The following is an 18,743-nucleotide window of genomic DNA, read 5'->3' on the forward strand; positions in this document are numbered from 1 at the left end:
CTACACGTCGAGGTCGACCACGACCGGCGCGTGGTCCGAGGCGCCCTTGCCCTTGCGCTCCTCGCGGTCCACGTAGGAGTCCTTGACGGCCTGGGCGAACGGCCCGTTGCCGTACACCAGGTCGATGCGCATGCCGCGGTTCTTGGGGAAGGCCAGCTGGCGGTAGTCCCAGTAAGTGAACGGGTGGTCGTACTTCAGGGGGCGCGGGACGACGTCCGACAGGCCGGCCTCGCGCAGGGACGCCAGGGCGGCGCGCTCGGCCGGGGTGACATGGGTGAGGCCCTCGAAGGCCGCCACGTCGAAGACGTCGTCGTCGGTCGGTGCCACGTTGTAGTCGCCCAGGACGGCGAAGGGGCGGCTGCCCGCCGCGTCGCCCGCGACGGCCGCCTTCAGGGCCTCGAACCACTGGAGCTTGTAGGCGTAGTGCGGGTGGTCGACCTCCCGGCCGTTCGGCACGTACACCGACCAGACACGGACCGGGCCGCAGGTCGCCGAGAGCGCGCGGGGCTCCTCGAGCCCGTCGTAGCCCGGGTCGCCGGGCAGGCCCTTGACGACGTCCTCGATGCCGACGCGGGAGATGACCGCCACGCCGTTCCACCGGCCGGTGGCGTTCACCGCGGCCTCGTAGCCCAGCTCGCGCAGCTGGTCGAACGGGAACTGCGCCTCGGCCAGCTTGGCCTCCTGGAGGCAGAGCACGTCGGTGCCGCTGCTCTCCAGCCAGGCCAGCAGCCTCGGCAGGCGGGCGGTGATCGAGTTGACGTTCCAGGTCGCGATGCGCATGTCCCACAACCTACCGGGCACCACCGACACTCACAGGACGGCGGCCTCGCCGGGCGCCAGCCGCAGGTGCTCCGCGCCGCCGAGCGCGCCGATCTGGTTGTCGTAGATCGGGCGGGCCAGGTCCGTGAGGAGGGCGTCGTGGACGTCGTAGGCGCGCCGCGGCTTCACCTCGCGGACGTAGTCGATCACCTCGGAGATCTTGCTCCAGGGGGCCATGACCGGGAGCATCAGCGTCTCGACGGCGTGGTCGGGGACGGTCAGGGCGTCGCCGGGGTGGAAGACGCGTCCGCCGTCGACGAGGTAGCCGACGTTGGTGATGCGCGGGATGTCCGGGTGGATGACCGCGTGCAGCTCGCCGTGCACCTGGACGTCGAAGCCCGCCGCGGTGAAGGTGTCGCCGTGGCCGACGGTGTGGACGCGGCCCGGGAAGGCGGCGGAGATCTTCTCCGCCACCGACCTCAGGGTCCAGATCCCGGCGGCCGGGTTGGCGTCCATGGCCGCGCGCAGCCGCTCCTCGTCGAAGTGGTCGGGGTGCTCGTGCGTGACCAGGATGACGTCCGCGCCGGCCGCGGCGTCCGCCTCGCTGAAGCCGCCGGGATCGATGACGAGCGTGCGCCCGTCCTTCTCCAGACGGACGCAGGCGTGCGACTTCTTCGTGAGCTTCATGGTCGTCATGGGGTCCATCCTGCCGCTCACGTCCGGCGGGTGCTCACTCCTGCGGGGTGGTCTCCTCGCGGATGATCTGCTGCGCCACCCGGAACGCGCTGTTCGCCGCCGGGACGCCGCAGTACACGGCCGCCTGGAGCAGCACCTCCTTGATCTCGTCCGGGGTGAGCCCGTTGCGCAGGGCGGCGCGGGTGTGGAAGGCCAGCTCCTCCAGGTGGCCGCCGGCGACCAGCGCGGTCAGCGTGACACAGGAGCGGGAGCGCCGGTCGAGACCGGGGCGGTCCCAGATCTCGCCCCAGGCGTAGCGGGTGACGAACTCCTGGAAGTCGCCGGAGAAGTCGTCGGCCTGCGACAGCGCCCGGTCCACATGGGCGTCCCCGAGGACCTCGCGGCGCACCTTCAGCCCGGCGTCGTACGGGTCGGGGCGGCCCATGACCTGCGGCGGTTCGACCAACGGGGCGGGCGCGATCTCCGCGATGGGCACCGGCTGCGGAGGCGCGCCCAGGACCGCCCGGACGGGGATCCCGGGCACGGCGGTCTGGCCGGTGGCGGAGTCGTGGGCGGGCTGCCAGGCGGTGGAGAAGTGCCGCACCAGGAGGTCGGTGACGGCGGCCGGCTGCTCCACCGGGACCAGATGGGAGGCGCCCGGTACGACGGCCAGCCGGGCGTCCGGGATGCCGGCGACCAGGGTGCGCGCCTCGGCGGGGCCGGTGACCTGGTCGTCCGAGCCGACCAGGACCAGGGTCGGGACACCGATCAGGCCCAGCTCGGCGCGGACGTCGAACGCGGCGAGCGCCTCGCAGGCCGCGATGTAGCAGCCCGGGTCGGTGGTGCGCACCATCTGCACCGCCCACTCGGTGATCGCGGGCTGCGCGGCCGCGAAGCCCGCGGTGAACCAGCGGTCGGGGGAGGTGCGGGCGATCGGGTCGAGGCCGTTGGTCCGCACGATCACCCCGCGCTGGCGGAACTCGTCGGCCGTGCCGAACCGCGGCGAGGCGGCGATCAGCGCGAGCGAGGCGACCCGCTCGGGGTGGCGCAGGGCCAGCTGCACGCCGACCGCGCCGCCGAGCGCGCAGCCCGCGTAGCCGAAGCGCTGCACGCCGAGGCCGTCGAGCGTGGCGAGGAGGCGCTCGGAGAGGTCTCCCACGGAACCCGCCGGGTAGGCGGGGGCGCCGCCGTGGCCGGGCAGGTCGTAGCGGAAGACCCGCCACTGCTGGATCAGTTCGGGAATCTGACGGTCCCACATGTGCCAGGTTGTCCCCAGGGAGGGCCCCAGGATCAGGACCGGAGCCTCTTCCGGCCCGTCAAAGCGGTATTGCAGGGTGCTGGACGTACTCTCACTCACCCGGCTCACGCTCCCACATCTCACAATTTCTCACGTACTTGGGTCGGAACCCCGTGCAAGCCTTCCCACGTTGTGGCAGCCTCGCGAAGATCCTCCACACCGGGCTTCACACAGGTACGTGAGACATGCTGCGCGTGCATCGTACAGACGAACCCTGCGCGGCTTCAGAAGCGCCGTGATCCGGTGGGCCCGCCGGCGGAGTTGCCCGTCTCACCGGCCTGGCGGGTGTGATCCGGCATGAGGGGCGCGGACCGGGGGCTGGGGAGGGGTGGTCCGTGAAGGGTGTAGGCGGCCGGGTCGAAGCGGCTGAGGCTGCGGACGAGCCGGCCGGTGGACCAGGGCCAGGAGAAGGTGTTCCGCCCGCTGGGGCTCAGGTAGTAGCTGGAGCAGTGGCCGGCGTCGTACACGGTGGTGCGCAGCGCCTCCTGCAACGCGGCGTTGTAGGCGGCCTGGATCGCCGGCTTCACGTCCAGGGAGATGTAGCCGCCCTCACGTCGGTGTGTCAGGGCGGCGCACAGGTAGGTGAGCTGGGCCTCGAGCACGGTGAGGGCGGAGGTGGAACCGCTGAGGATGTTGGGGCCCAGGAGGAGGAAGAGATTGGGGAAGCCGCTGACGGTGGTGCCGAGGTAGGCCTCGGGCCCCTCTGCCCAGGTCTGGTGCAGGGTCAGGGCGTCCGTGCCGTGCACGCTGCGTGCCAGCGGCAGCTCGCCGATGTGGAAGCCGGTGGCCAGGATCACCGCGTCGGCCTCGGCCCGGGTGCCGTCGGCGCCGGTGAGGCGGTTCCCGCGAACGGCGGACAGAGCGGTGGGATGAAGGTGGACGTGCTGCTCGGCCAGCGCTTGATAGTAGGTGCTCGAGGTCAGCAGGCGCTTGCAGCCCAGGGTGTAGTGCGGGGTGAGCGCCTCTCGCAGGCCCCGGTCACGGACCGCGAGGTACAGATGGGCACGGGCCGCTGCCTGGAGGGGGCGGACGAGCCCGGGGTGACGGAAGGCAAAACCGAAGCCCTCCTGCATCCTGAACTGGGCGCTCCGCATGACCTGTTGTGCGCCCGGCAGATGACGCAGACACCAGCCCAGGGCCCGAGGGACCGGGAAGTCGGGTTTGGGCAGGATCCATTGGGGGGTGCGCTGGAAGACGTGCACCGCTTCGGCCCGTTCCTGGATGGCCGGGACGACCTGCACCGCCGACGCTCCGCTCCCCACCACGGCCACGCGTCGGCCGGCCAGGTCCACGGTGTGGTCCCACTGCGCGGTGTGGAAGACCGGACCGGGAAACTCGGCGAGTCCCGGCACCTCAGGACGCCGTGGCCGGTGCCAGGGGCCGGTGGCCATGACCAGCACCTCGCTGCTGTAGTCGCCGTCGGTCGTCTCCAACCGCCAACGCCCCGCGGACCGATCCCATCCGGCACGCAGCACACGGACACCGCAACGCAGCGCTTCGTCCACGCCGTACCGCTCCGCGGTCGCCCGGAGATAGTCGTGGATCTCCCGCTGCCCCGCGAAGAGTCTGCTCCATCCGGGGTTGGGGTTGAAGGAGTAGGAGTAGAGCGAGGACGGCACATCGCACGCGCAGCCCGGATAGGTGTTCTCCCGCCAGGTCCCCCCGAGCTGAGGAGCCTTCTCCAGCACCAGGACGTCACCGAATCCCTCCTGGCGCAGCCGGACGGCGGCACCGATGCCGGAGAAGCCCGCACCGACGACGATGACCTGGGCGTCCTTGCCTCCCGACGCCCCGCGTGACAGTTCGTGCCGCAAACACCTGCTCCTCCCCGGAACGGAGAGCCACGCTCCCCTGCCACCAGCAACGGGAGAGGGCGCGGGAAGACACGGTCATCCAGCCTCTACGGCTCGCTCCCGGGCTCCGGTCACAGCTCCTCGCCGCCGCCCAGACCGGTCAGGGCGCCCACCGGGTCCGGGTCGGGCGTGCCCCGCGGCCACCAGTCGTCGTGGCCCGGCTCGGACTCGTACGCGTACCACAACCCGTCGCGGCCGAAGCGGAGTTGGACATGGCCGCGGGGGTGGGTGAGGTGGTTGCGCCAGGGGCGGAAGGCGGGCAGGTCGGCGGCGAGGAGCAGCGGGCGGGCCCGGTCGAAGCGGCCGGCCGGCGGGTCCCAGGGCTCCTGAAGGACCGTCAGGCCGTCCGGCCCGCCCTGCCGCCAGGCGGCGACCGCGCGCGCCAGCTCGGCCGGGGTGCGGCCGGCGGCGGAGGCGAGCGAGGCGTAGAGGGAGCGGGTGGCGACGGTGAGCCCGGAGCCGGGGCGGGCGGCGGCGAGCCGTACCGCGTCCTGCCACAGGGTGAGTTCACCGACCTCGTCGTGGCCGGTGGCCAGCAGGGCGTGGGCGCGGGCGGCCGCGTCGGTGGCGAGCTGGTCGAGCGCGAACGCGTCGGGGCCGCCCGGCGCGGACGGGTAGGCCGGGGGCTGCTCGGGGTGCGGCGGCACGGGCAACGGGGCCGGGAGCGGCGGGAGTCGACGCGCGGCGAGCGCGACGGCCTCGGTGGCCCGGACGCCCGGCAGCGGCGCCGGTTCCTGCTCCTGGGCGGCTCGGGCCGCGCGCGTGGCGTTACGGCGGGACAGCGCGTCCAGCAGCTCGCGTTCGCCCCGGCCGCGCAGCAGGAGCAGCACGAACGGGTCGGCGTCCAGCAGACGGGCGGTCTGGTAGCAGAGGGCGGCGGCGTGCTTGCAGGGGTGGCCGCGGTCGGGACAGGAGCAGTGCGGTTCGAGGTCGCCGGGGCCGGGCAGCAGCGGCACCCCGCTCTCGGCGAGGGACTCCGGCATCTCCTTGTCGAGCAGCGCGGCGATGTGCGCGGGGCGCTCCACGGCGGCGTCCAGGAAACGCTCCCAGTCGTCCCCGTCGAACGTCCGCAGCCGTACCTGTACCCGGTACGGCCGGGGGCGACTGCCCTGCACGTACGCCAGGACCAGGCCGGGGGTGACCGTGATGGCGTCCACGTTGCCCTGCTCGGCGTAACCGCGGCCACGCGCCAGCCGCTTGGCGTCCAGCGCGCCTTCCTCCAGGGCGGTGACCCAGGCGTTGCCCCACCAGGTCCCGGCGAAGCGGGTGTCGCCGTCGCCCGCGTCGGCCGACCGGGGCGGGTAGGCGGGGAAGGTACGGCGGTGGTCGCCGTCGCGGGCGGGGGCGGCCATGGAGGGGATGGAGGGTGTGGCGGGGGTGGCCGGTGTGGTCGGTGTGGTGGGGCGGGGGCGGGGGGTGTCCGGTGCGGGCTCGGGGTGCGTGGAGGCCGTGTCCGAGGGGGCGGACGGCTCCGTCTGTCCCGTCGGCCCTGTCGGCTCCGTCGGCTCCGAAAAGTCCGACGGCATGCGGAAGGCGTCGGCGAGCAACCGGCGGACGGCTCGGGCGCGGTCGGGCGCGGAGGTGGGGCGTTCGCGGGTCCGAGCCGGCGGGTGGGCGGGCCCGGTCGCCGTCTCCCGGGCGTCGGAGTCGGCGCCGACGTCGGAGTCGGAGTCGGCCTTGCGTGCCTGGGCGCGGGCCGCCCGCAGGGCCTCGCGGGCGATGTCCCCGGGGCGCCCGCCGGACCGGGGCGTGCCCCGGGGCGGGTGCGGCTCGTGGGGCGGCTGCTGGTGCGAATCGTGGGGCGGCTTCTGGTCGGGCTCCCGGTGCGGCTTCTCGTGCGGATCATGGGTGGCCTGGGGCTCGCCCGGCTCCTCGGTGGGGGCCGGTGCCGGATCCGCCGTGCGGCGCAGGGCCGCGCGCGCGGCGTCGCCCGGCCTCGGCACGCGTCCGGCGTCGTCCGCGTCGGTCGCCGTCGTCGGCTGTTCCTGCGTTCGCGCCCGGTCCCGCGCGGCCCGCAGGGCGCGGCGGGCGGCGTCGGCGGGACTCGCGCCGTCCTCCCGGGGCGCGGCGCCGGTGGTGCTCTCCGGCTCCGCCATCACGCCTCCCTCCGCAGCCGGACCAGGTCGGTCAGTTCACGGTCCGTCAGTTCGGTGAGGGCGGACTCGCCGGAGCCCAGGATCGCGTCGGCCAGGGCGCGTTTGGCCTGGAGCATCTCGGCGATACGGTCCTCGACCGTGCCCTCGGTGATGAGGCGGTGGACCTGGACGGGCTGGGTCTGGCCGATGCGGTAGGCGCGGTCGGTGGCCTGTTCCTCCACGGCCGGGTTCCACCAGCGGTCGAAGTGGACGACATGGCCCGCGCGGGTGAGGTTCAGGCCGGTGCCGGCGGCCTTGAGGGACAGGACGAGGACCGGGGTGGCGCCGTCCTGGAAGCGGTCCACCATGCGTTCGCGCTCCGGTACCGGGGTGCCGCCGTGCAGCAGGTCGACGGGGATCGCGCGCGCGGCGAGGTGGGCGGTGATCAGGCGGGCCATGCCGACGTACTGGGTGAAGACGAGCGCGGAGCCGTCCTCGGCGAGGAGGGTGTCCAGCAGTTCGTCCAGCAGGGCCAGTTTGCCGGAGCGGGCGGCGAGCCTGTCGCCGACGGAGGTGGCCTCCTCCTTGAGGTACAGCGCCGGGTGGTCGCAGATCTGCTTCAGCGCGCCCAGCAGCTTCAGCACCAGGCCCCGGCGCGCGATGCCGTCGGCCGTCTCGATGGCGAGCAGCGACTCGCGCACCACCGCCTCGTAGAGGGCCGCCTGTTCGCGGGTGAGCGGGACCGGGTGGTCCGTCTCCGTCTTGGGCGGCAGCTCGGGGACGATCCCGGGGTCGGACTTCTTGCGGCGCAGCAGGAAAGGGCGGACCAGACGGGCGAGGCGCTCCACCGCCTCCTCGTCCTCGCCGTTCTCCACGGCGCGCGCGTGGCGGGCGCGGAAGGACTTCAGGGGGCCGAGGAGGCCGGGGGTCGTCCAGTCGAGCAGGGCCCACAGCTCGGACAGGTTGTTCTCCACGGGGGTGCCGGTGAGGGCCACGCGCGCGGGGGTCGGGATCGTGCGCAGGGCCTTCGCGGTCGCCGAGTACGGGTTCTTCACGTGCTGTGCCTCGTCGGCGACGACCATGCCCCACGGCTGCTGGGACAGCGTCGGGGCCGCCGAGCGCATCGTGCCGTACGTGGTGAGGACGAAGCCGCCGGTCAGGTCGTCGAGGCTGCGGTCGGTGCCGTGGAAGCGGCGGACGGGGACGCCGGGCGCGAAGCGGGTGATCTCGCGCTGCCAGTTGCCGAGGAGGGAGGCGGGGCACACCACCAGGGTCGGTGCGGTGCGGGCCCGCCGGAGGTGGAGGGCGATCACGGTGATCGTCTTGCCGAGGCCCATGTCGTCGGCGAGGCAGCCGCCGAGGCCGAGGGAGGTCATGAGGTCCAGCCAGGCCAGGCCCCGGAGCTGGTAGTCGCGGAGCGTGGCCCGAAGGCCCGCGGGCGGTTCGGCCGGGTGGATGCCGGTGGTGAGGCGGTCGCGCAGGGCGGCCAGGGCGCCGACGGGCACCGCCTCCACCGTCTCGCCGTCGACCTCGGCGGTGCCGGTGAGGGCGGCGGCGAGGGCGTCTACCGGGTCCAGCAGGCCCAGTTCGCGCTTGCGGGCCTTGCGGACCAGCGCCGGGTCGACCAGGACCCACTGGTCGCGCAGGCGGACGACCGGGCGGTGGGCCTCGGCGAGCGTGTCCATCTCGGACTCGGTGAGCGGGTCGCCGCCGAGCGCCAGCTGCCAGCGGAACTGGAGCAGTTCCTCGCTCTCGAAGAAGCCGGTGCCGTCGGTCGCCGAGCCCGGCGCGGGCCGTACGACGGCGGCCGCGCTCAGGTCCTGGGCGAGGTCCCTCGGCCAGTGCACGGCGACCCCGGCCGCCGCGAGGCGGGTCGCGGCCACCCCGAGCAGGTCGCCCAGTTCCTCCTCGGACAGGGCGAGCACGTCGGGTGTGTCCTGGTCGGCGAGCCGGGCGAGCGGTGGCCATACCCGGGCCGCGCGGCGCACGGCGAGCGCGGCGTCGACCCGCGCGCGGGGGCCGAAGGCGGCGTCCGCCGAGCCCGCCCACAGGGCCGCCGCGTCGGTCACCAGGGTGGGGTCGGCGAGGCTGTGCACCTGGACGACCGCGGCGCCCGCGCGGCGCGCCCCCTCCCCGTCGTCGAACAGGTCGGACGCCGAGAGGTCCAGGCGGAGCGAGATCCGCACGCCCGCGTCCATCCCGGCGGCGACCTCGGCGGCCCACTCGTGGGCGGCGGTCCCGGTCAGCCGCTGGGGCCGGCGGTCCGCGAAGGGCCTCCCGCTCGCGTGCGGCGCGGCGGGGGTGCGGGGCAGGGTGTCCGCGACGGCGTCCAGGAAGGAGCGCAGCAGGGCCTCGGGCTGGGGCAGCCGGAGCGCGCCCGGGCCGGGCAGCGGGACGGCGTGTCCCTCGTGGGGCAGGGCGGCGGCGACGGCGCGCAGGTGCGCGATGTCCTCCGGGTCCAGCGGGCCCGCCCGCCAGGCGTCGTGGCCGGCCGGGGTGATGCCGGGCAGCAGGCGGCCCCGGGCGGTGAGCCGCAGCGCGTGCAGCGCGGCGGCGCCCCAGCAGGCGGTGGCGGGGTGGGCGGCGGGGTCGCGGCGGGCGCGGACCAGCAGCGGGAGCGCCTTGTCGAGCGGCAACGACAGGGCGGGGGTCGGCCTGCGGCGGACGGAGCTGCCGTGGGGGCGTACGACGGTCAGCTCCGTGGGCTCCGCGTGCGGTGTGTCGGGCAGGGGGCCGCCCTGGGGGTCCCACAGGGCGATCCGGCCGTCGCGCGGCAGGGGCGCGGGCAGGAAGACGGCGGCGAGCCGCACGGACGCGGCGTGCGCCCGCTCCGTGACCGTGTCGTCGAAACGCGCTGCCATACGCTCTGTCCACCTCCCGCCCGCGTGTCGGATCAGTCGTCTTCGACTCTACGGGCGGGGTCTGACAATCGGCCCCGGCGGCCGGCCGCAGCGGCACACCCGGCCGGGACCGGCCGGTCTAGGGAACCGTGCGCGAGACGACGTACACCATGGGGTATATCGGGTTCTGGTGGTTCACGACCACGTCCAGGGTGGGCGTCGGGTTCTTCCGCTCGCGGACCAGGCCGTAGTAGTCGCCCGTGCGGGCGCCGGGGCCCGAGAACCGCCAGCCGGTGACGTCCCGGTCGCGGGCGCCGATGGTGATGTCGTCCTTCTCCAGGTCGTCCTGGCCGACGCCGATGTCCGCGAGGAACTGGTCGAGGCCGGCGTGCGTGGTCTGGAACTGCACGTAGAGCCGGCTGGTCTTCCAGTTGTTCGTCTCGTAGTAGGCGACCTTGTTCGACGGGTGCGGGATCGGCACCTGGTACAGGCGGCGCTGGACCTTCGACGGCCAGCCCTCGGTCAGGCCGGTCGCCGAGTACTTCGCCTCCTTGTCCTTGCCGCTGTCCCGGCTCTGGTTGGCGGAGATCACCAGGTAGCCGGCCGGGACGCCGATGAGCAGCACGATGATCAGCAGGGTGAGCGCCCTGCGGCGGATCACGTGGCGGCGGTCCTCCGGCGGCCGGGACGGCTCGTCCGGGGGCGCGGCCTGGCGGGGCAGGGAGGCGGTCACGCGGTGTCCCGGGCGCGCCGGGCCGCCTCGGTGAACCGCTCGAACCGCTCGTAGCGCTCCACGCGGCGGCGCTTGGCGCGCCGGAAGCGGCGGGCGACCAGCCGGGCCAGGTCGGCGGCGCCGACCATGCCGGCCTCCGGGCCGAGCTGGGCGCGCACGATCCGGGCCTCGGGGCGGTAGCCGCGGCCGGTGAGCTGGCGCTTGAACGCGTCCCGCGCGGGCGCGATCAGCAGGTCGTCGGCGGCCGAGACACCGCCGCCGATGACGAAGCAGGACGGGTCGAGGGCGGCGGCCAGGTTGGCGATGCCGACGCCGAGCCACTGGCCGATGTCCTGGAGCAGCTCGATGCACATCGCGTCGCCCTCGCGGGCGAGTTCCGTGATCATCGGCCCTGTGATGTCACCGATCTGCCCCTTGACGTGCTCGATGATCCCGTACGCCACCGGGGAGTCGGCCGCGGCCAGCTCCTTGGCCTCCCGGACCAGCGCGTTGCCGGAGCTGTACTGCTCCCAGCAGCCGCGGTTGCCGCACGGGCAGCGGTGGCCGCCGGGCACGACCTGCATATGGCCGAACTCGCCCGCGACGCCGTACTTGCCGCGCTTGACCTGGCCGTCCTCGAGGATCGCGCCGCCGATGCCGGTGCCGAGGGTGATCATGACCAGGTGGTCCTCGCCGCGGCCGGCGCCGAAGCGCCACTCCGCCCAGGCGGCGGTGTTGGCGTCGTTGTCGACGAGGACGGGAACCGCGAGGCGGCCGGAGAGGCGGTCCCTGAGGGGCTCGTTGCGCCAGGACAGGTGCGGCGCGAACAGGACGCGGTTGCGGTCGGCGTCGACCCATCCCGCGGCGCCGACGCCGACCGCGTGCACGTCGTGGCGGTCGGACAGGTCCAGGACCAGTTCGACGATCGTGTCCTCCACGACCTTCGGGCTCTTGGACTTGTCCGGGGTCTCCGCACGGACCTTCTCCAGGATGTTGCCGTCGGCGTCGACGACGCCCGCCATCACCTTGGTGCCGCCGATGTCGATGCCGACCGTCGGCACGCGGGGCGCGGTCAGGTGCGAGCGGCGCTCCCGGGTGCCCACGGTGCGGAGCGCGGGCGCGCGGCGGGAGCCGATGGGGGCGGTGAAGTTGCCGTAGGTGCTCATCAAGGCCAAATTCTGCCTCACGCTCACACCGGGTGCCGTCCGGGGGAACGAAGGGGGGGCCACGATCTATGCCGACCGCGGGTGCGTCGTGGTTCCCCGCGCGGTTCCCCGCGCCCCTTGGGCACTCAGCAGTTCGTGGCGTAGATCGTCCAGGTCGTTTCCGCCCGCCATCTGCCGTGTCAGCTCCTCCAGCGTGATCTCCGCGCGCGTGTGGGAGCCGGCCATCGCGCCCCTCTTCAGCAGCACGAACCGGTCGCCCACCAGATACGCGTGGTGCGGGTTGTGGGTGACCAACACGACACCGAGGCCCTCGTCGCGGGCCGCCGCCACGTACTTCAGGACCATGCCCGACTGTTTGACGCCCAGGGCCGCCGTCGGTTCGTCCAGGATCAGGACCTTCGCGCCGAAGTGGACGGCCCGCGCGATCGCCACGCACTGGCGTTCGCCGCCCGAGAGGGTGCCGATGGGCTGGTCGACGTCGCGGAGGTCGATGCCCATGCGCAGGAGTTCCGCGCGGGCCGTGCGGCGCATGAGGTCGACGTCCAGGCGCTTGAAGGGGCCCACGCCCTTCCTGGGCTCGGAGCCGAGGAAGAAGTTGCGCCACACCGGCATCAGGGGGACGACGGCCAGGTCCTGGTAGACCGTGGCGATGCCCCGGTCCAGGGCCTCGCGCGGGGAGGAGAGGGCCGTCTCCTCGCCGTCGATACGCAGGACGCCGCCGTCGTGGCGGTGCAGTCCCGCGACGATCTTGATCAAGGTCGACTTTCCCGCGCCGTTGTCGCCCAGGACGCACGTGATCTCGCCCGCGTGGACCTCCAGGGAGACCCCTTCGAGGGCGCGGACGGTGCCGTAGTGCTTGCTGACGTCGGTCAGCTCGACGAGTGTCACTTGGTGGCCTCCGCGCGCCGGCGGACCCAGGCGTTGAGCAGGGTCGCGAGGAGCAGCATGGCTCCGAGGAAGAAGGTGAACCAGTCCGGGTTCCACTCGGCGAAGACGATGCCCTTGCTCGTCATGCCGAAGATGAGCGCGCCGACCGCCGAGCCGACGGCGCTGCCGTATCCGCCGGTGATCAGACAGCCGCCGATGACGGCCGCGATGATGTAGGTCAACTCGTTGCCGACGCCCTCGCCGGACTGGACGACGTCATAGCTGAACAGCAGGTGTTGACCGGAGATCCATGCGCCGAGGGCGACGCCCATGTAGAGGCCGGTCTTCGTCCGGCCGACCGGGACGCCGACCGCGCGGGCGGCGTCCTTGTTGCCGCCGACGGCGAAGATCCAGTTGCCGGCCCGGGTGCGCAGCAGGATCCAGGAGGCGACCGCGACGAGGGCGAGCCACCAGACGATCGTGATCTTGAAGTCGACGCCGCCGACGGTGAGGGTGGACGCGAAGACGTCCTGGGCGGACGCGAAGCCCTCCATGTCCGCGATCGTCTTCGTGGACACCGTGCCGTCGATCAGCTTGGTGAGGCCGAGGTTCAGGCCGGTCAGCATCAGGAAGGTGCCGAGCGTGACGATGAAGCTGGGCAGACCGGTGCGGGTGAGCAGGAAGCCGTTGAAGGCGCCGACGGCGAGGGTGACCAGCAGGGAGACGCCGACGCCCACCCAGACGTTCGCCGTCATCTGGTAGCTGAACATCGACGAGATGAGCGCCGAGGACGTGACCATGACGCCGGCCGAGAGGTCGAACTCGCCGCCGATCATCAGCAGCGCGACCGGGACCGCCATGATGCCGATCGTCGACGCGGCGTACAGGACCGTGCTCAGGCTCGCCGCGCGCAGGAAGCTGTCGGCGGCGAGGGCGAAGAAGAGGAAGACCGCGAGGGCGCCGACGACCGAGCCGAGTTCGGGGCGGCCGAGGAGTCCGCGCAGGACGGATGCCCGAGGAATCGTTCCGTCAGGTGTGACCCGCGCCGTCGTGCCCGTGGTGCGCGTCGCGTCCGTCGCGTCCGTCGCGTCCGTCGTGTCCGTCGCGTCCGTCGCGTCCGTCGTCGCGCTCATCGCGTGCCCCGCTCGGTGTAGCGGGCCAGCTCGGCCGCCTGGTCCTTGGTGACGATCTGCGGGCCGGTCAGCACCGGCCGGCCGCCGCCGAGGACGTCGCCGTTGTACTTGTGGAGCCAGAGCAGGTCCACGGCCTCGTAGCCCTGGAGGTACGGCTGCTGGTCGACGGCGAAGCCGAGGGTGCCGTCCGCGAGGCCGGCGGCCACCTTGGCGTTGAGGTCGAAGGTGTCGATCTCGGCCTTGCTGCGCGCCCCGCGCTTCGCCTTCACGGCGGTGTCGGCGTAGGGGGCGCCGAGGGTGACGACGGCGTCGATCGAGGGGTCGGCCTGGAGTTTGGCCTCGATCGCGGACTGCACGTCGGGCATGTTCGTGCCGTTGACGTACAGGTTCTCCACCGTGCCGGCGAACGACTCCGCCACACCGGCACAGCGCTGCTCGTGGCCGACGTTGCCCTGCTCGTGCAGCAGGCAGAGCGCCTTGTTGCGGCCGCGCTCGGTCAGCTCCTCGCCGACGGCCCGGCCCGCGACCGACTCGTCCTGGCCGATGTGGGCGAGCGCGCCGAACGCCTTGGACTCCGCCGAGCCCGAGTTCACCGTGACCACGGGGATGCCGGCCTTCGCGGCACGGGCCAGGGCCGCCTTCATCGCGTCGGGCTTGGCGAGGGTGACGATGATCCCGTCGACCTTCTTGTCGACCGCCGTGTCCACGAGCTGGGCCTGCTGCTGGGCCTCGTCGTCGTGGGAGTACAGGAAGGTGATGTTGTCCTTGGCGGCGGCCTGCTCGGCGCCGCTCTGGACGATGTCCCAGAAGGTGTCGCCATCACCCGAATGAGTGATCATCGCGATGGTCCAGCGGGGCGTGTCCACCGCCGCCCCGCCCCGGGCGGCCGCGGCCTCGCGGGCGTCCTCCGCGCGCTTGCCGCCGGTGGCGCTGCACGCCGCCAGGGACACGGTGAGTGCCCCCGCCGACGCGATCCCTGCCCAGGTCCGAAACCGTGCCACGAGGCCGTGCCCTTCTTGCTGTGTTCAGTCGTACGCGCACGCTCGGTGACCGCTCACCGGACGCAAACGCCCCATTATCGAACACAGGGATCACCGACATGATCACCGGGGAGCACATATCCGGCACCTTGTCCGGACATCCGGTCACCTTGTCCGGACAATGCGACCAGGCCGGGCCCGCCGGTCGCGGCCGCGCTCAGGACCGTACGAGCAGCTGGAACTCGAAGGAGTAACGGCTCGGGCGGTAGATGTGGTCGCCGAACTCCACGGCGCGCCCGGTGTCGTCGAAGGTGGTGCGCTGCATGGTGAGCAGCGGGGCGCCCTCCGCCTCGGCGAGCCGCTCGGCCTCGGCGGCGGTGGCGGCGCGGGCGCCGATGGACTGGCGGGCACTGTGCAGAGTGATCCCGGCGGCGCGCATCAGGCGGTACAGGCCGGTGGCCTCCAGCTGGCCGGTGTCCAGGTCGAGCAGGCCGACGGGGAGGTGGTTGCAGAGGTAGGCCATCGGTTCACCGTGCGCCAGCCGCAGCCGCTCCACGCGGTGCACCTCACTGCCCTCGGCGACCGCGAGCGCCGCCGCGACCTCGGCGGACGCGGGCTCGACGGCGTTGACCAGGACGGTCGTCGCCGGGCGCTGGCCGGCCGCCTCCAGGTCGTCGAAGAGACTGCTGAGTTCCAGGGGCCGTTTGACCTGGCTGTGCACGACCTGGGTGCCGACGCCCCGGCGGCGCACCAGAAGGCCCTTGTCGACGAGGGACTGGATCGCCTGGCGCACGGTCGGGCGGGACAGGCCGAGCCGGGCCGCCAGCTCGATCTCGTTGCCCAGCAGGCTGCCCGGGGTGAGCGATCCGTGCTCGATCGCGGCCTCGAGCTGCTGGGACAGCTGGAAGTACAGGGGCACCGGAGAGCTACGGTCCACACGGAGGTCGAGCTGCACGGTCGGGTCCACTTCTGGTTTCGGCACCCGCCGAGCGTAGCTCCGTGCGCTGTTGACGGGAAGTTGTGTAGTTCGATTGTCCGGACATACGCATTGACAGGGTGCGGGCTCCGAGGTCACTTTGGTCTCATGCGCATCGGGGTCATCGGGACGGGCCGCATCGGCACCATTCATGCGAACACTCTCAGCCGTCACCGCGAGGTCGGATCCCTGATCCTGACGGACGCGGAACCGGCGCGGGCCCAGGAGCTCGCGCTGCGGCTGGGCGAGACGGCCGCCCCCGGGGTGGACGAGATCTTCCGCTGGGGCGTGGACGCCGTGGTGATCACGACGGCCACCTCGGCCCACGCCGAACTGATCGGCCGGGCGGCGCGGTCCGGGCTTCCGGTGTTCTGCGAGAAGCCCATCGCCCTGGACCTGGCGGGGACCTTACAGGCGATCGCCGAGGTCGAGGCTGCGGGAACGATCCTTCAGATGGGGTTCCAGCGCCGCTTCGACGCGGGCTACACCGGCGCGCGGGAGGCGGTGCGCTCGGGGCGGCTCGGGCGGCTGCACACCGTGCGGGCGCTGACCTCGGACCAGTCGCCGCCGCCGGCCGCCTGGCTGCCGGTGTCCGGCGGGATCTACCGGGACGCCCTCATCCACGACTTCGACTGTCTGCGCTGGGTGACCGGGCACGAGGTACGGGACGTGTACGCCGCCGGGTCCGACGCGGGGCCCGCGATGTTCCGCGCCGCGGGCGACGTCGACACGGCGGCCGCGGTCCTCACCCTCGACGACGGCACGCTCGCCACGGCCACGGCGACCCGGCTGAACGGCGCGGGCTACGACGTGCGCATGGAGCTGGCCGGGGAGCTGGACCAGATCGTGGTCGGGCTCGACGACCGCACCCCCATCGCCTCCACCGAGCCCACCGGCCCCCCGGCCGCCGACAAGCCCTGGACGGGCTTCCAGGAACGCTTCGGCCCCGCGTACGAGGCCGAGCTGATCGCGTTCGTGGAGGTCCTCCGGGGTGAACGCCCCAACCCCTGCGACGGCCGCGAGGCCCTCCAGGCCCTCCGTGTCGCCGAGGCCTGCGAGACGTCCCGACGGGAGCGCAGGGCCGTGTCGATGGCGGAGATCGCGGGGGCGGCCGAGGCGGTGTGAGGGTGCGCGGGGCGCCTACCGGACCGGTTTCAGCTGCTGTTCCCGCTGCCACCGCACCGGCAGACTCCGCATCCCGCGCATCAGGGTGCCGGGCAGCCAGTCGCCGGGCGGGCCGTCGAGGGCGAGGCCGGGCGCGCGATCGAGCAGGGAGCCGAGGGCGATACGGGCCTCCAGGCGGGCGAGGGGAGCGCCGAGGCAGTAGTGGATGCCATGGCCGAAGGCGAGGTGGCCCCGGGTGTCGCGGCGGATGTCGAAGCGGTCCGGAGCCGGATAGCGCTCCCCGTCCCGGTCGGCGGCGCTCAGGCCGATCATCACCGCCTCGCCCGCCGCGACGCCCGTGCCGCCGATCTCCAGCGGCTCGGCGGCGAACCGGAACGTGGCGTTCTCCACCGGCCCCTCGTAGCGCAGGGCCTCCTCGACCGCGCCGTCGAGGAGGGACGGGTCGGCGCGCAGGGCGGCGAGCTGGTCCGGGTGCGTGAGCAGGGCGTGAACGGCGTTGGTGATCAGGTTGACGGTGGTCTCGTGGCCGGCGATGAGCAGGATGAACGCCATGCCGCGCAGCTCGCCGTCGGAGAGCCGGTCGCCGTCCTCGGCGGTGGTGCGGATCAGGTCGCTCAGCAGGTCACCGCTCGGCCCGGCGCACCGCTTGTCCTCGATCAGCTCGGTCAAGTACGCGGCGAGCCGCACGAACGCGTCGTACTCGCTCTCCGCGCTGGTGGGTGCCACGGCCTCGGTGGAGAGCTTGCGGAACTCCGTGCGGTCCAGCTCGGGGACGCCGAGCAGCTCGCAGATGACGGTGATGGGCAGCGGGTAGGCGAGGGAGTCCACGAGATCGGCGCGGCCGAGCGGCAGCATCGCGTCGAGGAGGTCGTCGGTGATCCGCCGGATCCGCGGCCGCAGCTCCTCCACGCGGCGCATGGTGAAGGCGCGCGAGACCAGCGCGCGCAGGCGCGTGTGCTGCGGCGGGTCGGCGACCAGCAGGTACTTGCCGATCAGCTGTTCGTCGAGGAACGTGACGCCGATCCGCGCCGCGTCCTTGGACAGGCGGGGGTCGGCGAGCGCGGCGCGCGCCTCCTCGTACCCCACGACGAGCCAGGTCTCGTGGTGCGCGTCGGGCACGGGCAGCCGCACCCGGTGCACCGGCCCGCGCTCACGCAGCCGCGCGTACACCGTGTGCGGGTCCCGCCGGAACCCGTCGCCGAACTCCCCCAGGTCCACCACGTCCGTCATGGCGCTCCTCTCCCCTTTCCGCGACAACGGCCGAGCCGGCGAACTGGTGCCCGAGCCCGACCTCGCAGGGCAACACACCTAGGGTGTGTCCTCCTCCAGAAATCCCGCGTCGTGGGCGAGCAGGGCGATCTGGACCCGATTGTTGAGGCCCAGCTCGGCCAGGACACGCGAGACATGGGCCTTGACGGTGGCGACGCTCAGGAACAGCGCGGCGGCGATGTCGGCGTTGGACAGACCCCGGCCGACCGCGACGGCGACCTCCCGTTCGCGTTCCCCGAGGGCGGCGAGCCGCTCACGCGCGCGTGCACGCCGGGCGTCGGCCGCCGTACCGGCCGCGCGGGCCATCAACTGCCGGGTGACGGTGGGCGACAGGACGGGGTCGCCGCCCGCGACCCGGCGCACCGCGTCGAGGATCTCGGCGGGCGGGGTGTCCTTGAGGACGAACCCGGCGGCGCCCGCGCGCAGCGCCTGCAGCACCTGCTCGTCGGCGTGGAAGGTGGTGAGGACCACGACCTGTGGGGCGTCCGGCCGGGCCCGCAGCCGCTCCGTGGCCGTCAGTCCGTCCACGGCCGGCATCCGGATGTCCATGAGGACGACGTCGGGCCGGGTGCGGTCGACGAGCGCCTCGACCTCGCCGCCGTCCGCGGCCTCGCCGACGATCTCGATGTCCTCGGCGCCGCCCATCATGAAGGACAGGCCGGCCCGCACGAGGGGGTCGTCGTCCACGAGGAGGAGTCTGATCGCAGTCATGGGCTTACGTAATCACGGCAACGGCCGGTGAGTTGGCCGCACGGCGGCCGGAGCCGACGAGCGGGTGGTGCCCCGAACCGCCCCCCGCTGAGCCGGGGGAGGCCGGAGGCCGGGGACCGGAAGCCCGGGCGGACGGGGCCGGGGCGGACGGGTGGTCGCTAGGTGTATTGACCCGCAGGGTTGTTGACGCGGCTGATCGGGGGCTTGCCTCCGAGTGCGGTGTGGCAGCGATGGTAGTTGTAGGTGTGCAGGAAGGTGTTGAGGGCTGCCGTTCGCTGTTCGTTGCTGGTGTAGGGCCGTAGGTA

15 protein-coding genes and 1 pseudogene are annotated in these 18,743 nt (G+C 73.2%); 1 reads left to right on the plus strand and 15 read right to left on the minus strand.

Going from position 1 to position 18,743, the window contains the following annotated elements:
- From ACZ6D7_RS39125 to ACZ6D7_RS39180, 12 genes are all read right to left on the minus strand, one after another.
- On the minus strand, positions 1 to 780 hold the full coding sequence (locus ACZ6D7_RS39125; RefSeq protein WP_469501317.1) for an exodeoxyribonuclease III: 780 nt from the start codon (positions 778 to 780) through the stop codon (positions 1 to 3).
- Positions 781 to 810: 30 nt separating this feature from the next.
- Positions 811 to 1,446, minus strand: coding sequence for an MBL fold metallo-hydrolase (locus ACZ6D7_RS39130; RefSeq protein ID WP_469501359.1), 636 nt, complete (start codon positions 1,444 to 1,446; stop codon positions 811 to 813).
- 43 nt (positions 1,447 to 1,489) lie between these two features.
- Positions 1,490 to 2,791 carry a bifunctional 3-oxoadipate enol-lactonase/4-carboxymuconolactone decarboxylase PcaDC gene (gene pcaDC / locus ACZ6D7_RS39135; protein ID WP_469501320.1) on the minus strand — a complete coding sequence of 434 codons (1,302 nt, stop codon included), beginning with the start codon at positions 2,789 to 2,791 and terminating at the stop codon, positions 1,490 to 1,492.
- Between the two features lie 164 nt (positions 2,792 to 2,955).
- Positions 2,956 to 4,545 carry a flavin-containing monooxygenase gene (locus ACZ6D7_RS39140; RefSeq protein ID WP_469501323.1) on the minus strand — a complete coding sequence of 530 codons (1,590 nt, stop codon included), beginning with the start codon at positions 4,543 to 4,545 and terminating at the stop codon, positions 2,956 to 2,958.
- 110 nt (positions 4,546 to 4,655) lie between these two features.
- Positions 4,656 to 6,680, minus strand: coding sequence for an SWIM zinc finger family protein (locus ACZ6D7_RS39145; protein ID WP_469501326.1), 2,025 nt, complete (start codon positions 6,678 to 6,680; stop codon positions 4,656 to 4,658).
- Entirely contained in the window at positions 6,680 to 9,520 is a 2,841-nt protein-coding gene (locus tag ACZ6D7_RS39150; protein WP_469501329.1) for a DEAD/DEAH box helicase, read from the minus strand. The genes ACZ6D7_RS39145 and ACZ6D7_RS39150 overlap by 1 nt, the downstream gene beginning before the upstream one ends.
- A gap of 118 nt (positions 9,521 to 9,638) precedes the next feature.
- Entirely contained in the window at positions 9,639 to 10,232 is a 594-nt protein-coding gene (locus tag ACZ6D7_RS39155) for a sugar kinase (protein ID WP_469501332.1), read from the minus strand.
- Positions 10,229 to 11,377: an ROK family glucokinase gene (locus ACZ6D7_RS39160; RefSeq protein ID WP_469501362.1), complete on the minus strand. Its 1,149-nt coding sequence runs from the start codon at positions 11,375 to 11,377 to the stop codon at positions 10,229 to 10,231. Before ACZ6D7_RS39160 ends, ACZ6D7_RS39155 begins: the two co-directional genes overlap by 4 nt.
- 66 nt (positions 11,378 to 11,443) lie before the next feature.
- Complete coding sequence (locus ACZ6D7_RS39165) at positions 11,444 to 12,265, minus strand: ATP-binding cassette domain-containing protein (RefSeq protein WP_469501334.1); 822 nt, start codon at positions 12,263 to 12,265, stop codon at positions 11,444 to 11,446.
- Positions 12,262 to 13,377, minus strand: coding sequence for an ABC transporter permease (locus ACZ6D7_RS39170; RefSeq protein ID WP_469501336.1), 1,116 nt, complete (start codon positions 13,375 to 13,377; stop codon positions 12,262 to 12,264). The genes ACZ6D7_RS39165 and ACZ6D7_RS39170 overlap by 4 nt, the downstream gene beginning before the upstream one ends.
- On the minus strand, positions 13,374 to 14,378 hold the full coding sequence (locus tag ACZ6D7_RS39175) for a sugar ABC transporter substrate-binding protein (RefSeq protein WP_469501338.1): 1,005 nt from the start codon (positions 14,376 to 14,378) through the stop codon (positions 13,374 to 13,376). Before ACZ6D7_RS39175 ends, ACZ6D7_RS39170 begins: the two co-directional genes overlap by 4 nt.
- A gap of 196 nt (positions 14,379 to 14,574) precedes the next feature.
- A complete protein-coding gene (locus tag ACZ6D7_RS39180) occupies positions 14,575 to 15,312 on the minus strand; it encodes a GntR family transcriptional regulator (RefSeq protein WP_469501364.1) in 738 nt (245 codons plus the stop codon).
- 129 nt (positions 15,313 to 15,441) lie between these two features.
- Here ACZ6D7_RS39180 and ACZ6D7_RS39185 point away from each other — a divergent pair, with 129 nt between their 5' ends.
- Positions 15,442 to 16,458 (plus strand): Gfo/Idh/MocA family protein, encoded by a 1,017-nt coding sequence (locus ACZ6D7_RS39185; RefSeq protein ID WP_469501341.1) that lies wholly within the window; start codon positions 15,442 to 15,444, stop codon positions 16,456 to 16,458.
- 15 nt (positions 16,459 to 16,473) lie between these two features.
- Here the strand turns inward: ACZ6D7_RS39185 and ACZ6D7_RS39190 are convergent, their stop codons facing one another.
- The 3 genes and pseudogenes from ACZ6D7_RS39190 to ACZ6D7_RS39200 form a co-directional block, all read right to left on the minus strand.
- Complete coding sequence (locus ACZ6D7_RS39190) at positions 16,474 to 17,688, minus strand: cytochrome P450 family protein (RefSeq protein WP_469501344.1); 1,215 nt, start codon at positions 17,686 to 17,688, stop codon at positions 16,474 to 16,476.
- Positions 17,689 to 17,766: 78 nt separating this feature from the next.
- Positions 17,767 to 18,438 (minus strand): response regulator transcription factor, encoded by a 672-nt coding sequence (locus ACZ6D7_RS39195; protein ID WP_469501347.1) that lies wholly within the window; start codon positions 18,436 to 18,438, stop codon positions 17,767 to 17,769.
- Between the two features lie 158 nt (positions 18,439 to 18,596).
- Positions 18,597 to 18,743 (minus strand): annotated as a pseudogene (locus ACZ6D7_RS39200) (IS481 family transposase); the annotation flags it as partial.

This window comes from Streptomyces sp. NPDC041784 (genome assembly GCF_055591025.1).

Excerpts from the sequence above, each read along its gene's own strand:
- ACZ6D7_RS39125 (WP_469501317.1), bottom strand. The coding sequence starts at position 780 with ATGCGCATCGCGACCTGGAACGTCAACTCGATCACCGCCCGCCTGCCG.
- ACZ6D7_RS39130 (WP_469501359.1), bottom strand. The coding sequence starts at position 1,446 with ATGAAGCTCACGAAGAAGTCGCACGCCTGCGTCCGTCTGGAGAAGGAC.
- ACZ6D7_RS39145 (WP_469501326.1), bottom strand. The coding sequence starts at position 6,680 with ATGGCGGAGCCGGAGAGCACCACCGGCGCCGCGCCCCGGGAGGACGGC.
- ACZ6D7_RS39150 (WP_469501329.1), bottom strand. The coding sequence starts at position 9,520 with ATGGCAGCGCGTTTCGACGACACGGTCACGGAGCGGGCGCACGCCGCG.
- ACZ6D7_RS39160 (WP_469501362.1), bottom strand. The coding sequence starts at position 11,377 with ATGAGCACCTACGGCAACTTCACCGCCCCCATCGGCTCCCGCCGCGCG.
- ACZ6D7_RS39170 (WP_469501336.1), bottom strand. The coding sequence starts at position 13,377 with ATGAGCGCGACGACGGACGCGACGGACGCGACGGACACGACGGACGCG.
- ACZ6D7_RS39185 (WP_469501341.1), top strand. The coding sequence starts at position 15,442 with ATGCGCATCGGGGTCATCGGGACGGGCCGCATCGGCACCATTCATGCG.
- ACZ6D7_RS39190 (WP_469501344.1), bottom strand. The coding sequence starts at position 17,688 with ATGACGGACGTGGTGGACCTGGGGGAGTTCGGCGACGGGTTCCGGCGG.
- ACZ6D7_RS39195 (WP_469501347.1), bottom strand. The coding sequence starts at position 18,438 with ATGACTGCGATCAGACTCCTCCTCGTGGACGACGACCCCCTCGTGCGG.